Annotated in this window: 18 protein-coding genes and 1 pseudogene; 11 read left to right on the top strand and 8 right to left on the bottom strand. The window is 52.6% G+C overall.

Translation table 11 applies throughout. From position 1 onward, the window contains the following. Positions 1-24 precede the first annotated feature (24 nt). Positions 25-1,161, bottom strand: coding sequence for an HlyD family secretion protein (locus tag H9644_RS11415; RefSeq protein WP_064530265.1), 1,137 nt, complete (start codon positions 1,159-1,161; stop codon positions 25-27). Between the two features lie 2 nt (positions 1,162-1,163). Continuing rightward, the gene (locus H9644_RS11420) at positions 1,164-1,526 is read right to left on the bottom strand and encodes a DUF3302 domain-containing protein (protein WP_064530333.1); all 363 of its coding nucleotides are present in this window, start codon (positions 1,524-1,526) and stop codon (positions 1,164-1,166) included. Between the two features lie 535 nt (positions 1,527-2,061). Between H9644_RS11420 and mtlA the strand changes: the two genes are divergently transcribed. From mtlA to mtlR, 3 genes are all read left to right on the top strand, one after another. Beyond that, positions 2,062-3,975 (top strand): PTS mannitol transporter subunit IICBA, encoded by a 1,914-nt coding sequence (mtlA, locus tag H9644_RS11425; RefSeq protein WP_191774633.1) that lies wholly within the window; start codon positions 2,062-2,064, stop codon positions 3,973-3,975. Between the two features lie 210 nt (positions 3,976-4,185). Further along, on the top strand, positions 4,186-5,331 hold the full coding sequence (gene mtlD, locus H9644_RS11430; protein ID WP_064530263.1) for a mannitol-1-phosphate 5-dehydrogenase: 1,146 nt from the start codon (positions 4,186-4,188) through the stop codon (positions 5,329-5,331). After that, entirely contained in the window at positions 5,331-5,918 is a 588-nt protein-coding gene (gene mtlR / locus H9644_RS11435) for a mannitol operon repressor MtlR (RefSeq protein ID WP_064530262.1), read from the top strand. The genes mtlD and mtlR overlap by 1 nt, the downstream gene beginning before the upstream one ends. Positions 5,919-5,922: 4 nt before the next feature. Here mtlR and yibT read toward each other — a convergent pair whose 3' ends face one another. Next, on the bottom strand, positions 5,923-6,132 hold the full coding sequence (yibT, locus tag H9644_RS11440; RefSeq protein ID WP_064530261.1) for a protein YibT: 210 nt from the start codon (positions 6,130-6,132) through the stop codon (positions 5,923-5,925). 281 nt (positions 6,133-6,413) lie between these two features. Between yibT and H9644_RS11445 the strand changes: the two genes are divergently transcribed. From H9644_RS11445 to trmL, 6 genes and pseudogenes are all read left to right on the top strand, one after another. Beyond that, entirely contained in the window at positions 6,414-6,776 is a 363-nt protein-coding gene (locus H9644_RS11445; RefSeq protein WP_064530260.1) for a YibL family ribosome-associated protein, read from the top strand. 154 nt (positions 6,777-6,930) lie between these two features. Continuing rightward, positions 6,931-7,131: pseudogene (locus tag H9644_RS21955) on the top strand (hypothetical protein); the annotation flags it as partial. Between the two features lie 255 nt (positions 7,132-7,386). Beyond that, positions 7,387-9,042 carry an L-lactate permease gene (gene lldP / locus H9644_RS11450; RefSeq protein WP_064530259.1) on the top strand — a complete coding sequence of 552 codons (1,656 nt, stop codon included), beginning with the start codon at positions 7,387-7,389 and terminating at the stop codon, positions 9,040-9,042. Beyond that, the gene (lldR, locus tag H9644_RS11455; RefSeq protein ID WP_064530258.1) at positions 9,042-9,818 is read left to right on the top strand and encodes a transcriptional regulator LldR; all 777 of its coding nucleotides are present in this window, start codon (positions 9,042-9,044) and stop codon (positions 9,816-9,818) included. The genes lldP and lldR overlap by 1 nt, the downstream gene beginning before the upstream one ends. Beyond that, the gene (gene lldD / locus H9644_RS11460) at positions 9,815-11,005 is read left to right on the top strand and encodes a quinone-dependent L-lactate dehydrogenase (protein ID WP_064530257.1); all 1,191 of its coding nucleotides are present in this window, start codon (positions 9,815-9,817) and stop codon (positions 11,003-11,005) included. The genes lldR and lldD overlap by 4 nt, the downstream gene beginning before the upstream one ends. 47 nt (positions 11,006-11,052) lie before the next feature. Beyond that, positions 11,053-11,526: a tRNA (uridine(34)/cytosine(34)/5-carboxymethylaminomethyluridine(34)-2'-O)-methyltransferase TrmL gene (trmL, locus tag H9644_RS11465; protein WP_191774635.1), complete on the top strand. Its 474-nt coding sequence runs from the start codon at positions 11,053-11,055 to the stop codon at positions 11,524-11,526. A gap of 55 nt (positions 11,527-11,581) precedes the next feature. Here trmL and cysE read toward each other — a convergent pair whose 3' ends face one another. The 5 genes from cysE to H9644_RS11490 all read right to left on the bottom strand — a co-directional run bounded on the left by cysE (position 11,582) and on the right by H9644_RS11490 (position 14,856). Then, entirely contained in the window at positions 11,582-12,403 is an 822-nt protein-coding gene (gene cysE, locus H9644_RS11470) for a serine O-acetyltransferase (protein WP_001277564.1), read from the bottom strand. A gap of 79 nt (positions 12,404-12,482) precedes the next feature. Continuing rightward, on the bottom strand, positions 12,483-13,502 hold the full coding sequence (gene gpsA, locus H9644_RS11475; RefSeq protein ID WP_191774637.1) for an NAD(P)H-dependent glycerol-3-phosphate dehydrogenase: 1,020 nt from the start codon (positions 13,500-13,502) through the stop codon (positions 12,483-12,485). Continuing rightward, a complete protein-coding gene (secB, locus tag H9644_RS11480; protein ID WP_000003382.1) occupies positions 13,502-13,969 on the bottom strand; it encodes a protein-export chaperone SecB in 468 nt (155 codons plus the stop codon). Before secB ends, gpsA begins: the two co-directional genes overlap by 1 nt. A 62-nt stretch (positions 13,970-14,031) precedes the next feature. After that, entirely contained in the window at positions 14,032-14,283 is a 252-nt protein-coding gene (gene grxC, locus H9644_RS11485) for a glutaredoxin 3 (RefSeq protein ID WP_000024392.1), read from the bottom strand. 141 nt (positions 14,284-14,424) lie between these two features. Then, positions 14,425-14,856 carry a rhodanese-like domain-containing protein gene (locus H9644_RS11490; RefSeq protein ID WP_064526093.1) on the bottom strand — a complete coding sequence of 144 codons (432 nt, stop codon included), beginning with the start codon at positions 14,854-14,856 and terminating at the stop codon, positions 14,425-14,427. A 242-nt stretch (positions 14,857-15,098) separates the two neighbouring features. Between H9644_RS11490 and gpmM the strand changes: the two genes are divergently transcribed. Next, a complete protein-coding gene (gpmM, locus tag H9644_RS11495) occupies positions 15,099-16,643 on the top strand; it encodes a 2,3-bisphosphoglycerate-independent phosphoglycerate mutase (protein ID WP_064526112.1) in 1,545 nt (514 codons plus the stop codon). Between the two features lie 33 nt (positions 16,644-16,676). Then, positions 16,677-17,936 carry a murein hydrolase activator EnvC gene (gene envC / locus H9644_RS11500; RefSeq protein WP_001626259.1) on the top strand — a complete coding sequence of 420 codons (1,260 nt, stop codon included), beginning with the start codon at positions 16,677-16,679 and terminating at the stop codon, positions 17,934-17,936.

The raw sequence follows: 17,936 nt of genomic DNA on the forward strand, positions 1-17,936 counted from the left end.
CGCAAAACACAGGTGATACAAGTCTCAATGATCCAAATATAAATAATGCATCCAACTGGTCATTCTCAGCAGCACTTTGCGCATCACGGAAACATGACTGAAATGGTCGGAGTAAACCGCCACCTGGGCGTAGATGCCGTCTGGCAGAGAATCAACCTCAGCATTAGGTTCGAGATCAATCAGCGCGAGTACGCCATCTGTGCCTGGCACAACGGTCAGCGATTGCAGTACGCCCTGTGCCTGGTAGGAACCACCAGGTACAACCGGCAAAATACTGCTCAGTTTTCCGCGAAATACCTGACCCGGCAGTGCATTAAATACCACTTCAGCTTCATCGCCAGGTTCCAGACGTAGCAGCGAATTTTGCCGGAACTGGGCGACAATTTGCCGTTTTTGCTCAGGGATGAAGACCATCACCGGGCGTAGTGGTAGCGCAGCAGCGTAAGTGCCTGGGCGAATCAACACCTGAGTGACGTATCCATTACTTGGCGCCCGCACGATGGTTTGCGCCAGGTTATACTCCGCCTCCGTCAATTGTGCTCTCAGGCTGACAATTTGTGACTGCTCACCGTTGACCATGCTGTCTAACTGACTTTGAATCTGTGCCTGCTCTGCTATCGAACCTTTTACCAGCGCGTCCTGTGCGAGAAAATTTTGTCGGGCATCATCGATATCACGCTCAGAAAAAGGATTCACTGCGGCCTGGCTACCTTTAAGGTAACGCTGATAGTTTTTAAACAGACGATCGCGTTCTGCTGAAACCTGAGTGGTATTGGCCTGCGCTTCGGCTAACTGCGCTCTCAGCGTTTTCACGTTATGGGTTGCCGTCATCAGATCGGCCTGTAACCGCGCCACTCGCGCCTGGTAACGTACCGGATCGAGTTTAAAGAGTACTTCACCCTTTTGAATAAGCTGATTATTTTTATTCGTCACTTCGCTGACGATCCCCGTCACCTGCGGCGTAATGGGGATAGAAACCACCGCTTTTTGCGCCGTAAAAGTGTAAGGATGGTTGTAGTTCATCAGCAAAATCAAACCACTCACCAGAAATACGCCACCGAGCGCCGCCGTCGCCAGCGTCCACTGATTCACCGGAATGCGGAAGATTTTAAAGACCGCCCACGCCAGCGCCACGTAAGTTAAGACAATCAACAGATCCATGGTTAGATCTCCGGAAACGTGGAATAGTCAGTTTTTTTCTCGGCGGCGAGTTGATGTTCCAGCCGGGAGATACGGTCAGAAAGCGCAGCGATGTCCGGGTCAGGCGCCCTCTCTTGCGGCGTAGCATGCGACTGCATGCCCCAGCCGCGCTCTGGCTGGTAGAGCGTCGCCCAAATCCACAGGAACGGCCAAATTACATGCAGGGTAAAAAGGCTCACCCAGCCCGCAGTATGGATCGCATCAGCATGGGGATGATTACGCTTTTTGGCGATCAGATAAGGGATGTCATGAATTGCGATGATTCCATAAAAAATCACCAGAAAGACGAATATCAGCACTCCCAACGCGAAGTAGTTTAGAAACATATCTGCCTCGGATTCACGCTTATCAGAGTTGTTATGGGCTGGCAGCCAGATGGGAGTCAGGCTGATTATTTGACAATAATCCGGGTTTGCAATTCTCGCCATCACACCGAAGAATAATTTTAAGAAACGATGAGTTGCTTAGTTACATAACGGTTTTACGGCTAAGGCATAACATGCTGTAGATCACATCAGGTGAACGCCGTAAGAAAATATCTTGTGATTCAGATCACAAAGATTCAACAAACAGCCAAAACAAAAACGTGACAAAAATCACATTTAAATGCCATTTTTGGCCAATATTGCCGTCTTGTTGTTTTTATACACAAACATTTTGTGATGAACATCACGTCAATTACCTCTCTACCCCCTATATTTATGTGACTGATATCACATAAAAGGCCACCGACTGGACAGTTAACCGATTCAGTGCCAGATTTCGCAGTATCTACAAGGTCCGGCTACCTCTGCCGCCACATTAACAAAAAACCTCGGGCTTCCAGCCTGCGCGACAGCAAACATAAGAAGGGGTGTTTTTATGTCATCCGATATTAAGATCAAAGTGCAAAGCTTTGGTCGTTTCCTCAGCAACATGGTGATGCCAAATATCGGCGCGTTTATCGCGTGGGGTATCATCACCGCGTTATTTATTCCAACAGGGTGGTTACCGAACGAAACGCTGGCGAAGCTGGTCGGGCCGATGATCACCTATCTCCTGCCGCTGCTGATCGGTTATACCGGTGGTAAGCTGGTAGGTGGCGAACGTGGCGGCGTGGTTGGTGCTATCACTACCATGGGCGTTATCGTCGGCGCAGACATGCCGATGTTCCTCGGCTCTATGATTGCAGGTCCGCTGGGCGGCTGGTGCATTAAGCATTTCGACCGCTGGGTAGACGGTAAAATCAAATCCGGTTTTGAGATGCTGGTGAACAACTTCTCTGCCGGTATCATGGGGATGATCCTCGCTATTCTGGCATTCATGGGGATTGGCCCGCTGGTTGAAGCTCTGTCCAAAATGCTGGCTGCGGGCGTTAACTTCATGGTTGTCCATGACATGTTGCCGCTGGCATCTATTTTTGTTGAGCCAGCGAAAATCCTGTTCCTCAACAACGCCATTAACCACGGTATCTTCTCGCCGCTGGGTATTCAGCAGTCCCATGAGATGGGCAAATCCATCTTCTTCCTGATTGAAGCGAACCCGGGTCCGGGTATGGGTGTTCTGCTGGCGTACATGTTCTTTGGTCGTGGTAGCGCTAAACAGTCTGCGGGCGGTGCGGCAATCATCCACTTCCTGGGTGGTATCCACGAAATTTACTTCCCGTATGTACTGATGAACCCGCGTCTGATTCTGGCCGTTATCCTCGGCGGTATGACTGGCGTGTTCACGCTGACTATTCTGGGCGGCGGTCTGGTTTCTCCGGCATCTCCGGGCTCTATCCTCGCAGTACTGGCGATGACGCCAAAAGGCGCTTACTTCGCTAACATTGCCGGTGTGTGTGCGGCAATGGCTGTCTCCTTCGTTGTCTCTGCCATTCTGCTGAAAACCAGCAAAGTGAAAGAAGAAGATGATATTGAAGCAGCAACTCGTCGTATGCAGGACATGAAGGCTGAATCTAAAGGCGCGTCTCCGCTGTCTGCTGGCGATGTCACTAACGACCTGAGCCACGTACGTAAAATCATCGTTGCCTGTGACGCCGGTATGGGTTCCAGTGCGATGGGCGCAGGTGTGCTGCGTAAGAAGATTCAGGATGCGGGCCTGTCACAGATTTCTGTTACTAACAGCGCGATCAACAACCTGCCGCCTGATGTGGACCTGGTCATCACTCACCGTGACCTGACCGAACGTGCTATGCGTCAGGTTCCGCAGGCACAGCATATTTCGCTGACCAACTTCCTCGACAGTGGTCTGTACACCAGCCTGACCGAACGTCTGGTTGCTGCCCAACGCCACACTGCAAACGAAGAGAAAGTAAAAGACAGCCTGAAAGACAGCTTTGACGATTCTAACACCAACCTGTTCAAGCTCGGCGCAGAGAACATCTTCCTCGGTCGCAAAGCGGCAACCAAAGAAGAAGCGATTCGTTTTGCCGGTGAGCAACTGGTGCAAGGCGGTTACGTTGAGCCGGAATACGTTCAGGCGATGCTGGACCGCGAAAAACTGACCCCGACCTATCTGGGTGAGTCTATCGCAGTGCCGCACGGTACGGTTGAAGCGAAAGATCGCGTGCTGAAAACTGGCGTCGTGTTCTGCCAGTACCCAGAAGGCGTGCGCTTCGGTGAAGAAGAAGATGACATTGCCCGTCTGGTAATTGGTATTGCTGCCCGTAACAACGAGCACATCCAGGTTATCACCAGCCTGACCAACGCACTGGATGATGAGTCTGTCATCGAGCGTCTGGCGCACACCACCAGCGTGGATGAAGTGCTGGAACTGCTGGCAGGTCGTAAGTAATCCAGTTCCCCCCTCTCCACATAGCGAAGGGGGGCTAACTGCCTGATGCGCTTTGCTTATCAGGCCTACAAAACAAAGCGCAGTTTGTTAAATTTGCACGTTTTTGTAGGCCGCATCCGGCGCAGCCCCTTTCCTCACGGAGAGGGTTTGGGTGAGGGAAATGCCTCACCCCAGCCCTCTCGGGTAAAAACATTGATGAAGGTTAATACTATGAAAGCATTACATTTTGGCGCAGGTAATATCGGTCGTGGCTTTATCGGTAAACTGCTGGCAGACGCAGGTATCCAACTGACGTTTGCCGATGTAAATCAGGTGGTGCTTGATGCCCTGAATGCCCGTCATAGCTATCAGGTTCATGTGGTCGGTGAAACCGAGCAGGTAGATACCGTTTCCGGCGTAAATGCCGTCAGCAGCATCGGCGATGAAGTGGTTGATTTAATCGCCCAGGTTGATTTGGTCACCACCGCAGTTGGCCCGGTCGTGCTGGAACGTATAGCTCCCGCCATCGCCAAAGGGCTGGTGAAACGTAAAGAACAAGGTAATGAATCGCCACTGAACATCATCGCCTGTGAAAACATGGTACGCGGCACCACGCAGCTGAAAGGCCATGTGATGAACGCCCTGCCGGAAGAAGCCAAAGCGTGGGTAGAAGAGCATGTTGGCTTTGTGGATTCCGCCGTTGACCGCATCGTACCGCCTTCCGCCTCTGCAACTAACGATCCGCTGGAAGTAACTGTAGAAACCTTCAGCGAATGGATTGTTGATAAAACCCAGTTCAAAGGCGCACTGCCGAACATCCCAGGCATGGAGTTAACCGACAACCTGATGGCATTTGTTGAGCGTAAACTCTTCACCCTGAACACAGGTCATGCTATAACCGCGTACCTCGGAAAACTGGCAGGTCATCAGACCATTCGTGATGCGATTCTCGACGAGAAAATCCGTGCGGTGGTAAAAGGTGCGATGGAAGAAAGCGGCGCGGTACTGATCAAGCGCTATAACTTTGATGCTGACAAACATGCAGCATACATCCAGAAAATCCTCGGTCGTTTTGAAAACCCGTATCTGAAAGATGATGTGGAGCGCGTAGGCCGTCAACCGCTGCGTAAACTGAGTGCTGGCGACCGTCTGGTAAAACCGCTGTTGGGTACGCTGGAGTACGGTTTGCCACACAAAAACCTGATTGAAGGTATCGCCGCCGCGATGCACTTCCGCAGTGAAGATGATCCGCAGGCACAAGAACTGGCGGCGCTGATTACCGAGAAAGGCCCGCAGGAAGCGCTGGCGCAAATTTCCGGGCTTGATGCTAACAGCGAGGTTGTCGCCGAAGCAGTCACGGCTTATAACGCAAAATAATGGTAGACCAGGCGCAGGACTCCCTGCGCCCGAATAACAGATTGTCAGATATGCAGGCAACAATGGAACAAACCCAGGCCTTTGAAAACCGTGTGCTTGAGCGTCTGAATGCTGGCAAAACCGTGCGAAGCTTTTTGATCACCGCCGTTGATCTCCTGACCGAGGCGGTGAATCTTCTGGTGCTTCAGGTATTCCGCAAAGACGATTACGCGGTGAAGTATGCTGTAGAACCATTACTCGACGGCGATGGTCCGCTGGGCGACCTTTCCGTGCGCTTAAAGCTGATTTATGGGCTTGGCGTGATTAGCCGCAACGAATATGAAGATGCGGAACTCTTGATGGCGCTGCGTGAAGAGCTGAATCACGACGGTAACGAATACGCCTTTACCGATGATGAAATTATTGGGCCATTTGGCGAGCTGCACTGCGTGGCGGCGATCCCACCGCCGCCACAGTTTGAACCAACAGACTCCAGTTTGTATGCGATGCAAATTCAGCGTTACCAACAAGCTGTGCGTTCAACAATGGTCCTTTCACTGACTGAGCTGATTTCCAAAATCAGCTTAAAAAAAGCCTTTCAAAAGTAAGCGATTACTGCTTCTCAACCTGCTTCGGCCTATAAAGTTGACGATAATACTCCAGACGTTGCAGATATAACGGCACGCTTTCCTCGGGTATATCGGACGGAAGCGCGTCACGGGGAGGAAGCTTTTTCAGATACTCCCGGAAAGCCTGGCTTGATGCCATAAAATCTACGGTTTTATCGATAAGATGCGGAACGTTTTCACCTAATTTGCCCATGATAATATCTCCGTATTACCCCGCGCCGGGAATGCGCGGCCGCCAATTTTAGTGTAGATCCCGGTAAAGATGGCATTAAGGAAATTGTGCTGAAACTATAATAATTGCACTCTCATGCTTATCATCCTTTCCTTTGGATTCCTGAATTAATCAATAAATTGAATGCATTTCACACACAGCAATGATTTCAAAAGGAACTATTGCAATGCCATCAGTTGTGTACAACGCCCCCCGTCACGCATACTAGAGGCTATAAATTTATCTTTATCAGAAGTCATCACATGAAAGAAGTCGAAAAAAACGAAATCAAACGTCTTAGCGATCGCCTGGACGCTATCCGCCACCAGCAGGCCGATCTGTCGCTGGTTGAAGCCGCAGACAAATACGCCGAGCTGGAGAAAGAAAAAGCCACGCTGGAAGCGGAAATTGCCCGCCTGCGTGACGTTCACAGCCAGAAACTTAGCAAAGAAGCGCAGAAGCTGATGAAGATGCCGTTCCAGCGTGCGATTACTAAAAAAGAGCAGGCTGATATGGGTAAGCTGAAGAAGAGCGTTCGCGGACTGGTCGTTGTGCACCCGATGACTGCGCTGGGCCGTGAAATGGGCCTGCAAGAGATGACAGGGTTCTCTAAGACCGAGTTTTAAGCCCCTACTGGTCGATATAACTAAAGTCTCCGCATTTTTATTCGCTCCTGCCGGCACATGCAGGAGCATATTTCAAACATCGAAATCGATTAACGTTATATTTTCAATTCCCCCGCATACCTGAATAATTTTAGTAGGTTAGAATCTGAAAATAGCTTCCGTGGATGCTGACAGAGTGTTTACTGGCCCTACATATACCATCGGTACCACTAACTACGATAACGTCGGTGATGCACTGGCAGCAATTAACACCTCATTTAGCACTTCTCCTGGCGATGCTCTGCTTTGGGATACCTCCGCAGGTAAAATCAGGGCCAAACACGGTACTAATGGTGACGCAAGTGTGATCGCTGATGGGGATTGCCCTTTTCTTTACCAGACATCCTCCCATCCCAAATTGGCCCTACCAATTCTTTGCTTATCTGACCTCTGGTTCACAGTTCCCCAATTAAAACACACATCATTGTTGCTAATTAATAACATTTAGTTAACCATTCATTGTCATTATCCCTACACAACAAAATTGGCAGTGCCACTTTTACACAACGTGTAACAAGGAGATGAGCAACAGACTCATTACACGATGTGTGTGGACTCCAGGAGACTTGCAATGAATCTCTGGCAACAAAACTATGATCCCGCCGGGAATATCTGGCTTTCCAGCCTGATAGCATCGCTTCCCATCCTGTTTTTCTTCTTTGCGCTGATTAAGCTCAAACTCAAAGGCTATGTCGCCGCCACGTGGACAGTCGCTATCGCTCTGACCGTCGCGCTATTGTTCTACAAAATGCCGGTCGCCAACGCACTGGCCTCGGTGGTTTATGGCTTCTTCTACGGTTTGTGGCCAATAGCCTGGATCATTATTGCGGCGGTGTTCGTCTATAAAATCTCAGTGAAAACCGGGCAATTTGACATCATCCGCTCGTCGATTCTTTCGATAACCCCAGACCAGCGTCTGCAAATGCTGATTGTCGGTTTCTGTTTCGGCGCTTTTCTCGAAGGGGCTGCGGGCTTTGGCGCACCGGTGGCGATCACCGCCGCATTGCTGGTGGGTCTGGGCTTTAAACCGTTATACGCCGCCGGGCTGTGCCTGATTGTTAACACCGCGCCAGTGGCATTTGGCGCGATGGGCATTCCAATTCTGGTTGCCGGGCAGGTGACGGGCATCGACAGCTTTGAGATTGGCCAGATGGTGGGTCGTCAGTTACCGTTTATGACCATTATCGTCCTGTTCTGGATCATGGCGATTATGGACGGCTGGCGCGGCATCAAAGAGACGTGGCCTGCGGTCGTGGTTGCAGGTGGTTCATTTGCCATCGCACAGTATCTCAGCTCCAACTTTATTGGGCCGGAACTGCCGGATATTATCTCTTCGCTGGTATCGCTGCTCTGCCTGACGCTGTTCCTCAAACGCTGGCAGCCGGTGCGCGTTTTCCGCTTCGGCGATCTGGGTGCATCCCAGGTTGATATGACGCTGGCTCACACCGGTTACACGGCGGGTCAGGTGTTACGCGCCTGGACACCGTTCCTGTTCCTGACCGCCACCGTAACGCTGTGGAGTATCCCGCCGTTTAAAGCCCTGTTCGCTTCGGGCGGCGCCCTGTATGAGTGGGTGATCAACATTCCGGTGCCGTATCTCGACAAACTGGTTGCCCGTATGCCGCCGGTCGTCAGCGAAGCTACCGCCTACGCCGCCGTGTTTAAGTTTGACTGGTTCTCTGCCACTGGTACCGCCATTCTGTTTGCTGCACTGCTTTCGGTTGTCTGGCTGAAGATGAAACCGTCTGACGCTATCAGCACCTTCGGCAGCACACTGAAAGAACTGGCCCTGCCCATCTACTCTATAGGTATGGTGCTGGCGTTCGCCTTTATCTCGAACTATTCCGGGCTGTCGTCAACGCTGGCGTTGGCACTGGCGCACACCGGTCATGCATTTACCTTCTTCTCGCCGTTCCTTGGTTGGCTGGGGGTATTCCTGACTGGGTCGGATACGTCCTCTAACGCTCTGTTTGCCGCGCTGCAAGCCACCGCTGCACAACAAATTGGCGTCTCTGACCTGTTGCTGGTTGCAGCCAACACCACCGGTGGCGTCACCGGCAAGATGATCTCTCCACAATCCATCGCCATCGCCTGTGCGGCGGTAGGCCTGGTGGGCAAAGAGTCAGATTTATTCCGCTTTACTGTCAAACACAGCCTGATCTTCACCTGTATGGTGGGCGTGATCACCACGCTTCAGGCTTACGTCTTAACGTGGATGATTCCTTAATGATTGCTACACCCAGACGCCTGTCAGACGAGGTAGCCTCCCGTGTGCGGGCGCTGATTGATGAACAAAATCTGGAGGCGGGCATGAAATTGCCCGCTGAACGCCAACTGGCGATGCAACTCGGCGTGTCGCGTAATTCACTGCGCGAAGCGCTGGCAAAGCTGGTGAGCGAAGGCGTGCTGCTTAGTCGTCGCGGTGGTGGCACATTTGTGCGCTGGCGTCATGATGCGTGGTCGGAGCAAAACATCGTCCAGCCGTTGAAAACGCTGATGGCCGATGATCCGGATTACAGCTTCGATATTCTGGAAGCCCGCTACGCCATTGAAGCCAGCACTGCGTGGCATGCAGCGATGCGCGCCACACAAGCCGATAAAGAAAAGATACAGCTCTGCTTTGAAGCGACGCAGAGTGAAGACCCGGATCTCGCCTCGCAAGCGGACGTGCGTTTTCATCTGGCGATTGCCGAAGCCTCACATAACATCGTGCTGCTGCAAACCATGCGCGGTTTCTTTGATGTTCTGCAATCCTCGGTGATGCAAAGCCGTCAACGGATGTATCTTGTGCCGCCCGTTTTTTCACAACTGACCGAGCAACATCAGGCGGTCATTGACGCCATTTTTGCCGGTGATGCCGACGGGGCGCGTAAAGCGATGATGGCGCACCTCAGTTTTGTCCACAGCACCATGAAAAGATTCGATGAAGATCAGGCGCGCCGTGCACGTATTACCCGCCTGCCCGGTGAGCATAATGAGTATTCGAGGGAGAAAAACGCATGATTATTTCCGCAGCCAGCGATTATCGCGCCGCAGCACAACGCATTCTGCCGCCGTTCCTGTTCCACTATATGGATGGCGGCGCATATTCTGAATATACCCTGCGTCGTAACATGGAAGATTTGTCAGAAGTGGCGCTGCGCCAGCGTATTCTGAAAAACATGTCCGACTTAAGTCTGGAAACGACGCTGTTTAATGAGAAATTGTCGATGCCAGTAGCGCTGGCTCCGGTGGGCTTGTGCGGCATGTATGCGCGTCGCGGCGAAGTTCAGGCAGCCAAAGCGGCTGATGCTCACGGTATTCCGTTTACTCTCTCGACGGTTTCCGTTTGCCCGATTGAGGAAGTCGCACCCGCCATCCAGCGCCCAATGTGGTTTCAGCTTTACGTACTGCGCGATCGCGGTTTTATGCGTAACGCACTGGAACGGGCAAAAGCCGCAGGTTGTTCGACGCTGGTTTTCACCGTGGATATGCCAACGCCGGGCGCACGCTACCGTGATGCGCACTCAGGTATGAGCGGCCCGAACGCCGCAATGCGCCGCTACTTGCAGGCGGTGACTCACCCACAATGGGCGTGGGATGTGGGCCTGAATGGTCGTCCGCATGATTTAGGTAATATCTCGGCTTACCTTGGCAAACCGACCGGACTGGAAGATTACATCGGCTGGCTGGGGAATAATTTCGATCCGTCCATCTCATGGAAAGACCTTGAGTGGATCCGCGATTTCTGGGATGGCCCGATGGTGATCAAAGGGATCCTCGACCCAGAAGATGCGCGTGATGCAGTCCGTTTTGGCGCAGATGGCATTGTGGTTTCTAACCACGGTGGCCGCCAGTTAGATGGCGTACTCTCTTCTGCCCGCGCGCTGCCTGCTATTGCGGATGCGGTGAAAGGTGATATCGCCATTCTGGCGGATAGCGGCATTCGTAACGGGCTGGATGTTGTGCGTATGATTGCTCTCGGTGCCGATACCGTACTATTGGGCCGTGCTTTCCTCTATGCGCTGGCAACGGCGGGCCAGGCGGGCGTAGCTAACCTGCTGAATCTGATTGAGAAAGAGATGAAAGTGGCGATGACGCTGACAGGCGCGAAATCGATTAGCGAAATTACGCAAGATTCGCTGGTGCAGGGGTTGGGTAAAGAGTTGCCTGCAGCGCTGGCTCCGATGGCGAAAGGGAATGCGGCTTAAGGGTTAGATGAATATCTGCTATCCTGCCCCCGCACTAAGGGGGCAGTATGTTAAACATCGTACTTTACGAACCAGAAATTCCGCCAAACACTGGCAACATCATTCGTCTTTGCGCTAATACCGGCTTTCGTCTGCATATCATCGAACCGATGGGATTTGCCTGGGACGATAAGCGCCTGCGCCGCGCGGGGCTGGACTACCACGAATTTACCGCTGTTACGCGTCATTATGACTATAACGCGTTCCTCGAAGCAGAAAATCCCCAGCGTCTGTTTGCCCTCACCACCAAAGGTACGCCCGCGCATAGCGCCGTAAGTTATCAGGATGGTGACTATCTGATGTTCGGCCCGGAAACGCGCGGCCTGCCAGCGAGCATTCTCGACGCCCTGCCCGCTGAACAAAAAATTCGTATTCCGATGGTGCCGGACAGCCGCAGCATGAACCTGTCCAATGCGGTGTCGGTAGTGGTGTATGAAGCCTGGCGGCAGCTGGGATATCCGGGAGCGGTGTTGAGAGATTAGTTACGCCAGGCCGGATAAGATGCGTTAGCATCGCATCCGGCACGATCACATAACGTCAGATCCCATCCCCATACTCAAAGGTATGGTGAATGCCGTTGAAATGCTGATCCATATCCATTGATGGCTTATCGCTGTCTGGTTTACCGACAATGCGTGCCGGAACGCCAGCGGCGGTGGTATGCGGCGGCACTGGTTGCAGCACCACGGAACCTGCGCCAATCTTCGCGCCGCGCCCAACTTCAATATTGCCGAGAATTTTCGCGCCCGCGCCAATCATTACGCCTTCACGAATTTTCGGGTGACGGTCGCCGCTGGTTTTACCTGTACCGCCGAGCGTCACGGATTGCAGAATCGACACGTCGTTTTCAATTACTGCCGTTTCACCAACGACGATGCCCGTCGCATGGTCGAGCATGATCCCGCGACCAATTTTTGCTGCCGGGTGAATATCGACCTGGAACGTCACAGAAACCTGGTTTTGCAGAAAAATAGCCAGTGCGCGACGGCCCTGATTCCACAGCCAGTGACCAATGCGATACGCCTGCAAGGCATGAAAACCTTTCAGGTATAACAATGGAGTCGAGTATTTATCGACTGCCGGGTCGCGGGTACGTACCGCCTGAATATCACAGGCCGCAGAGGCGATCATCTCCGGGTCGGCGGCGTAGGCTTCTTCAACCACTTCTCGGATAGCAATGGCAGGCATGATCGGCGATGACAGCTTGTTCGCCAGCATATAGCTCAATGCACTGCCCAGATTTTCGTGCTTGAGTAGCGTTGCGTGGTAAAAACTGGCCAGCATTGGCTCACAGTCCGCCAGCGTTCTGGCTTCAGCTTTAATATTGTTCCAGACAATTTCCAGTTCTTCACACGACATTGCTTACTCCACACGATGAGATAATGACCGGCCCGTTCTGCGCGGGCCGGGTCATAGCGGTAACAAAGGTTCCCTGGGTTTAGTGGCTGCTGCGCTCGTCCTTGCGTGCACGACCTAATAAAGTCAATGCTGCCTCGCGCGCGTTTTTTCCGCAATATAATACTTGATAAATTTCCTCGGTTATTGGCATTTCAACGCCGAAGCGATGCGCCAACTCTCGGACTTCTTTCGTATTGCGGTAGCCTTCCACCACCTGACCAATCTTCTCCTGCGCGCTTTGTACATCCATACCCTGACCGAGCATCATGCCAAAACGGCGGTTACGCGACTGGTTGTCGGTACAGGTCAGCACCAGATCGCCCAGCCCCGCCATACCCATAAAGGTGGCAGGATCGGCCCCCAGTGCCGCGCCAAGACGCGACATTTCAGCCAGACCACGGGTGATTAGCGCCGTTCGTGCATTCGCGCCAAAACCGATACCGTCGGACATCCCCGCACCAATCGCAATGACGTTTTTCACCGCGCCGCCAAGCTGAACGCCAATGAAATCTGGATTACTGTAGACACGAAAGCTTTTGCCACAGTGCAGCAACTGCTGAAGATCATCAGCAAAGGTTTGGTCGGTAGAGGCCAGCGAAATTGCCGTTGGTAAACCTGCCGCCAGTTCTTTCGCGAAAGTTGGACCGGAGATAACCGCCAGCGGAATTTGATCGCCTAACGCCTCACGCGCCACGTCCTGTAACAGACGTCCGGTTTCCGCTTCCAGACCTTTTGTCGCCCACACCAGACGCGCATCAGGACGCATCAGCGGTTTAATCTGACGCAGCACTTCTCCAAAGACATGGCTGGGTACAACGACGAGAATATTACGGCTGGCTACCAGCGCGGTGGCGAGATCGCTTTCAAGATGGAGCGTATCGGGAAAAGGCACATCGGGGAGAAACGCGGCGTTACAGCGGTCGCGTTCAAGCGTTGCGATATGTTGAGGATCATGGCCCCAGAGGACAACCTCGTGGCCATTTCTTGCCAGGGTAATGGCAAGAGCGGTGCCGTACGAGCCGGCACCGATCACAGTCATTGAAGCATTACGTTGGTTCATCAGGCATCCTGATGTTCTTCAGTACCTTCGCCAGCCTGCTGCTGCAAATAGTTCATGAACAGCGCATCGAAGTTAACCGGCGCAAGGTTCAGTTGCGGGAATGTACCGCGGGATACCATGCTGGTGATGCATTCACGAGCATACGGGAACAGAATGTTCGGGCAGTATGCGCCCAGGCAATGTGCCATCTGGGTGCCTTCGATACCCGCGATGGAGAAAATGCCGCCCTGCTGAACTTCGCACAGGAACGCGGTTTCTTCGCCCAGGGATGCCGTTACGGTAACACGCAGTACCACTTCGTACACGTCATCTGCCAGTTGAGTAGATGCCGTATCCAGATCAAGTTTAACTTCTGGCTGCCAATCTTTCTGGAAAACGTGCGGCGCGTTCGGCGCTTCGAAAGAGATATCCTTGGTATAAATACGCTGGATCTGGAAAGTCATTTCAGTGTTGTTTTGTTCTGACATGTGTAGAAAACCCTTAAGTGTTGTCCTTAAATACTGCGCAGTGTAATGCCAACGTTAATACGTTATTTCAGCAGGGGATCCAGTCCACCACGTGCATCCAATGCATACAAGTCATCACAGCCGCCAATGTGCTGTGCGTCAATAAAAATCTGTGGAACCGTGGTGCGACCACTGCGTTTGATCATCTCTTCACGCTTGGCGGCGTTACCATCGATCGGCAGTTCCTGGAAACTCACGCCCTTGCTGCTCAGTAGTGCTTTTGCACGATGGCAATACGGGCAGGTTTCTTTGGTATAGATTTCAACATTGGCCATAACTTAGCTCCTGTTTTTTTACCCTGAAATCTCATGTTGCAGGGCGGCAGCAAAATGGAGTATCCCCAGAAGCTTATATCAATAAGTCGCTGGGGGTCTAATTGCAGCTAACAGCCTGCGGCATGAAAGACGACAGGTAAATTATTTACCGCGCACCAGAGGCAAGTTTTCGCCAGCCCAGCCAGCAACGCCTTCTTTCAGCACGAATACCTGCACAAAACCAGCTTTCGTCAGCGCGTTTGCAGGCTCCTGGCACTGCATGCCAGAACCGTCTACCACGATAACCGGTTTGTCTTTATGTTTCTCAAGCTCACCAACGTTGTTGGCTTTGATTTCGCTCGGCAACAGATTGATAGAACCTGCGATATGGCCTTTACGGAAGTCATCACGCTGACGTAAATCCACAACCACAGCGTCTTCTTTGTTGATCAGACGTGTAGCTTCACCACGAGTAATCACCTTCACTTTCGAGGTCAGGCTCTTAAACGTAGTAACAAGAACCGCCACCAGTAACGCAATCCAGGCGATACTCAGCATGGGATGACGGCCAACAAATTGCATAATTTCTTGCATGGGGGGTAACAACTCCCGACGTAGTGATTAAAAACCAGGAAAGGAGTATACCTGCGCGTTGCGGCAAATACAGCCAGAGCGTGCACTGGAATGCAATTTTGCGGGGCGCGACGAAAAAAAATCGCAAATCTGGCATCGGCTTGCAGCGAGCGGTCGTATATTTTGATCTTCAGAGGCTATTTTATCGATTCAGCTGTAGTAAAATTACGCAAATTTTGACTCTTGAGTATGAGGTTGTCGCAATGTCGGTTTCTAAAAAACCTATGGTACTGGTGATTCTGGATGGCTATGGCTATCGCGAAGAACAGCAGGATAACGCCATTTTTAGTGCTAAAACCCCGGTAATGGATGCACTGTGGGCCAATCGTCCGCATACCCTAATCGACGCTTCCGGTCTGGAAGTCGGTCTGCCTGACCGTCAGATGGGTAACTCCGAAGTAGGCCACGTTAACCTGGGTGCCGGCCGCATCGTGTATCAAGACCTGACTCGTCTGGACGTTGAAATCAAAGATCGCGCTTTCTTTGCTAATCCGGTGCTGACTGGCGCGGTAGATAAAGCGAAGAACGCGGGCAAAGCAGTACACATCATGGGGCTGCTTTCCGCAGGCGGTGTACACAGCCACGAAGATCACATCATGGCAATGGTAGAGCTGGCAGCTGAACGTGGCGCAGAGAAAATCTACCTGCACGCATTCCTTGACGGTCGCGACACTCCGCCGCGCAGTGCTGAATCCTCACTGAAAAAATTCGAAGAGAAATTTGCCGCGCTGGGTAAAGGCCGCGTAGCGTCCATCATTGGCCGTTACTACGCAATGGACCGCGACAACCGTTGGGATCGCGTTGAAAAAGCTTATGACCTGCTGACTCTGGCGCAGGGTGAGTTCCAGGCTGATACCGCCGTTGCCGGTTTGCAGGCTGCTTATGCTCGCGACGAAAACGACGAATTCGTGAAAGCGACCGTTATCCGTGCTGAAGGCCAGCCAGATGCAGCAATGGAAGACGGCGATGCGCTGATTTTCATGAACTTCCGCGCTGACCGCGCGCGTGAAATCACTCGTGCATTCGTGAACGCCGATTTCGACGGCTTCGCGCGTAAGAAAGTGGTTAACGTCGATTTCGTAATGCTGACCGAATACGCTGCCGACATCAAAACCGCTGTGGCTTACCCACCAGCGTCTCTGGTTAATACCTTCGGCGAGTGGATGGCGAAAAACGACAAAACTCAGCTGCGTATTTCCGAAACCGAAAAATATGCCCACGTCACTTTCTTCTTCAACGGCGGCGTAGAAGAGTCGTTCAAAGGCGAAGATCGCATTCTGATCAACTCGCCGAAAGTCGCTACCTACGACCTGCAACCGGAAATGAGCTCCGCAGAGCTGACCGAAAAACTGGTTGCGGCAATCAAGAGCGGCAAATACGACACCATCATCTGTAACTATCCGAACGGCGACATGGTAGGTCACACCGGGGTGATGGAAGCTGCGGTTAAAGCGGTTGAAGCACTGGATCACTGTGTTGAAGAAGTGACCAAAGCTGTTGAGTCCGTGGGTGGGCAACTGCTGATCACCGCAGACCACGGTAACGCTGAACAGATGCGCGATCCGGCTACTGGTCAGGCTCACACGGCGCATACCAACCTGCCAGTTCCGCTGATTTACGTTGGCGATAAGAACGTGAAAGCGGTTGAAGGCGGCAAACTTTCTGACATCGCTCCGACCATGTTGTCGCTGATGGGGATGGAAATCCCGCAAGAGATGACTGGTAAGCCGCTGTTCATCGTGGAATAATCCCTCCCCATGAGGGGAAAGGCGATTAATACCATGACACGGGCCACGAAACCGCGCAGGTTTGCAGTCAGGCCCATCATTTACGCCAGCGTTCTTAGCGCTGGCGTATTGTTGTGCACGTTTTCCGCCCACGCGGATGACCGCGACCAACTCAAGTCTATTCAGGCCGATATCGCCGCGAAAGAGCGCGCGGTACGCCAACAGCAGCAACAACGCTCAAGCCTGCTTGCTCAACTGAAAAAGCAGGAAGAGGCGATCTCCGAAGCCACACGCAAGCTGCGCGAAACGCAAAACACGCTCAATCAACTGAATAAACAGATTGATGAGATGAACGCGTCGATTGCCAAACTGGAACAGCAAAAAGCCGCCCAGGAACGCAGCCTCGCCGCGCAACTGGATGCCGCGTTTCGTCAGGGTGAGCATACGGGCATACAGCTCATTCTCAGCGGTGAAGAAAGCCAGCGCGGTCAGCGTTTACAGGCTTATTTCGGCTATCTCAACCAGGCGCGACAAGAAACCATCGCCCAGTTGAAGCAAACGCGTGAAGAAGTCGCCATGCAGCGTGCTGAACTGGAAGAGAAACAAAGCGAGCAACAAACGCTGTTATATGAGCAGCGCGCCCAACAGGCGAAACTGACTCAGGCGCTGAACGAGCGTAAAAAGACGCTGGCAGGGCTGGAATCTTCCATCCAGCAAGGTCAGCAACAGTTGAGCGAGCTGCGTGCTAACGAATCTCGTCTGCGCAATAGTATTGCTCGCGCGGAAGCTGCGGCGAAAGCGCGTGCTGAACGTGAAGCGCGTGAGGCTCAGGCAGTTCGCGACAGGCAGAAAGAAGCGACGCGTAAAGGCACCACCTACAAGCCGACCGAAAGCGAAAAATCGCTGATGTCCCGTACCGGTGGTCTGGGCGCACCGCGCGGTCAGGCATTCTGGCCTGTTCGCGGGCCAACGCTGCATCGCTATGGCGAACAGCTACAGGGCGAACTGCGCTGGAAAGGGATGGTGATTGGTGCCTCTGAAGGTACTGAAGTTAAAGCGATTGCCGATGGCCGGGTGATTCTGGCTGACTGGCTGCAAGGCTACGGTCTGGTGGTGGTGGTTGAGCACGGTAAAGGCGATATGAGTCTTTACGGCTATAATCAGAGCGCACTGGTGAGCGTTGGTTCGCAGGTTCGTGCGGGCCAGCCAATTGCGCTGGTGGGCAGCAGTGGTGGTCAGGGTCGGCCTTCACTCTATTTCGAAATTCGCCGCCAGGGTCAGGCGGTCAATCCACAGCCGTGGTTGGGAAGATAA

The organism is Escherichia whittamii (genome assembly GCF_014836715.1).
In the GTDB taxonomy this organism is placed as follows: Bacteria; Pseudomonadota; Gammaproteobacteria; order Enterobacterales; family Enterobacteriaceae; genus Escherichia; species Escherichia whittamii.

Excerpts from the sequence above, each read along its gene's own strand:
- H9644_RS11415 (WP_064530265.1), bottom strand. The coding sequence starts at position 1,161 with ATGGATCTGTTGATTGTCTTAACTTACGTGGCGCTGGCGTGGGCGGTC.
- H9644_RS11420 (WP_064530333.1), bottom strand. The coding sequence starts at position 1,526 with ATGTTTCTAAACTACTTCGCGTTGGGAGTGCTGATATTCGTCTTTCTG.
- mtlA (WP_191774633.1), top strand. The coding sequence starts at position 2,062 with ATGTCATCCGATATTAAGATCAAAGTGCAAAGCTTTGGTCGTTTCCTC.
- mtlD (WP_064530263.1), top strand. The coding sequence starts at position 4,186 with ATGAAAGCATTACATTTTGGCGCAGGTAATATCGGTCGTGGCTTTATC.
- mtlR (WP_064530262.1), top strand. The coding sequence starts at position 5,331 with ATGGTAGACCAGGCGCAGGACTCCCTGCGCCCGAATAACAGATTGTCA.
- yibT (WP_064530261.1), bottom strand. The coding sequence starts at position 6,132 with ATGGGCAAATTAGGTGAAAACGTTCCGCATCTTATCGATAAAACCGTA.
- H9644_RS11445 (WP_064530260.1), top strand. The coding sequence starts at position 6,414 with ATGAAAGAAGTCGAAAAAAACGAAATCAAACGTCTTAGCGATCGCCTG.
- lldP (WP_064530259.1), top strand. The coding sequence starts at position 7,387 with ATGAATCTCTGGCAACAAAACTATGATCCCGCCGGGAATATCTGGCTT.
- lldR (WP_064530258.1), top strand. The coding sequence starts at position 9,042 with ATGATTGCTACACCCAGACGCCTGTCAGACGAGGTAGCCTCCCGTGTG.
- lldD (WP_064530257.1), top strand. The coding sequence starts at position 9,815 with ATGATTATTTCCGCAGCCAGCGATTATCGCGCCGCAGCACAACGCATT.
- trmL (WP_191774635.1), top strand. The coding sequence starts at position 11,053 with ATGTTAAACATCGTACTTTACGAACCAGAAATTCCGCCAAACACTGGC.
- cysE (WP_001277564.1), bottom strand. The coding sequence starts at position 12,403 with ATGTCGTGTGAAGAACTGGAAATTGTCTGGAACAATATTAAAGCTGAA.
- gpsA (WP_191774637.1), bottom strand. The coding sequence starts at position 13,502 with ATGAACCAACGTAATGCTTCAATGACTGTGATCGGTGCCGGCTCGTAC.
- secB (WP_000003382.1), bottom strand. The coding sequence starts at position 13,969 with ATGTCAGAACAAAACAACACTGAAATGACTTTCCAGATCCAGCGTATT.
- grxC (WP_000024392.1), bottom strand. The coding sequence starts at position 14,283 with ATGGCCAATGTTGAAATCTATACCAAAGAAACCTGCCCGTATTGCCAT.
- H9644_RS11490 (WP_064526093.1), bottom strand. The coding sequence starts at position 14,856 with ATGCAAGAAATTATGCAATTTGTTGGCCGTCATCCCATGCTGAGTATC.
- gpmM (WP_064526112.1), top strand. The coding sequence starts at position 15,099 with ATGTCGGTTTCTAAAAAACCTATGGTACTGGTGATTCTGGATGGCTAT.
- envC (WP_001626259.1), top strand. The coding sequence starts at position 16,677 with ATGACACGGGCCACGAAACCGCGCAGGTTTGCAGTCAGGCCCATCATT.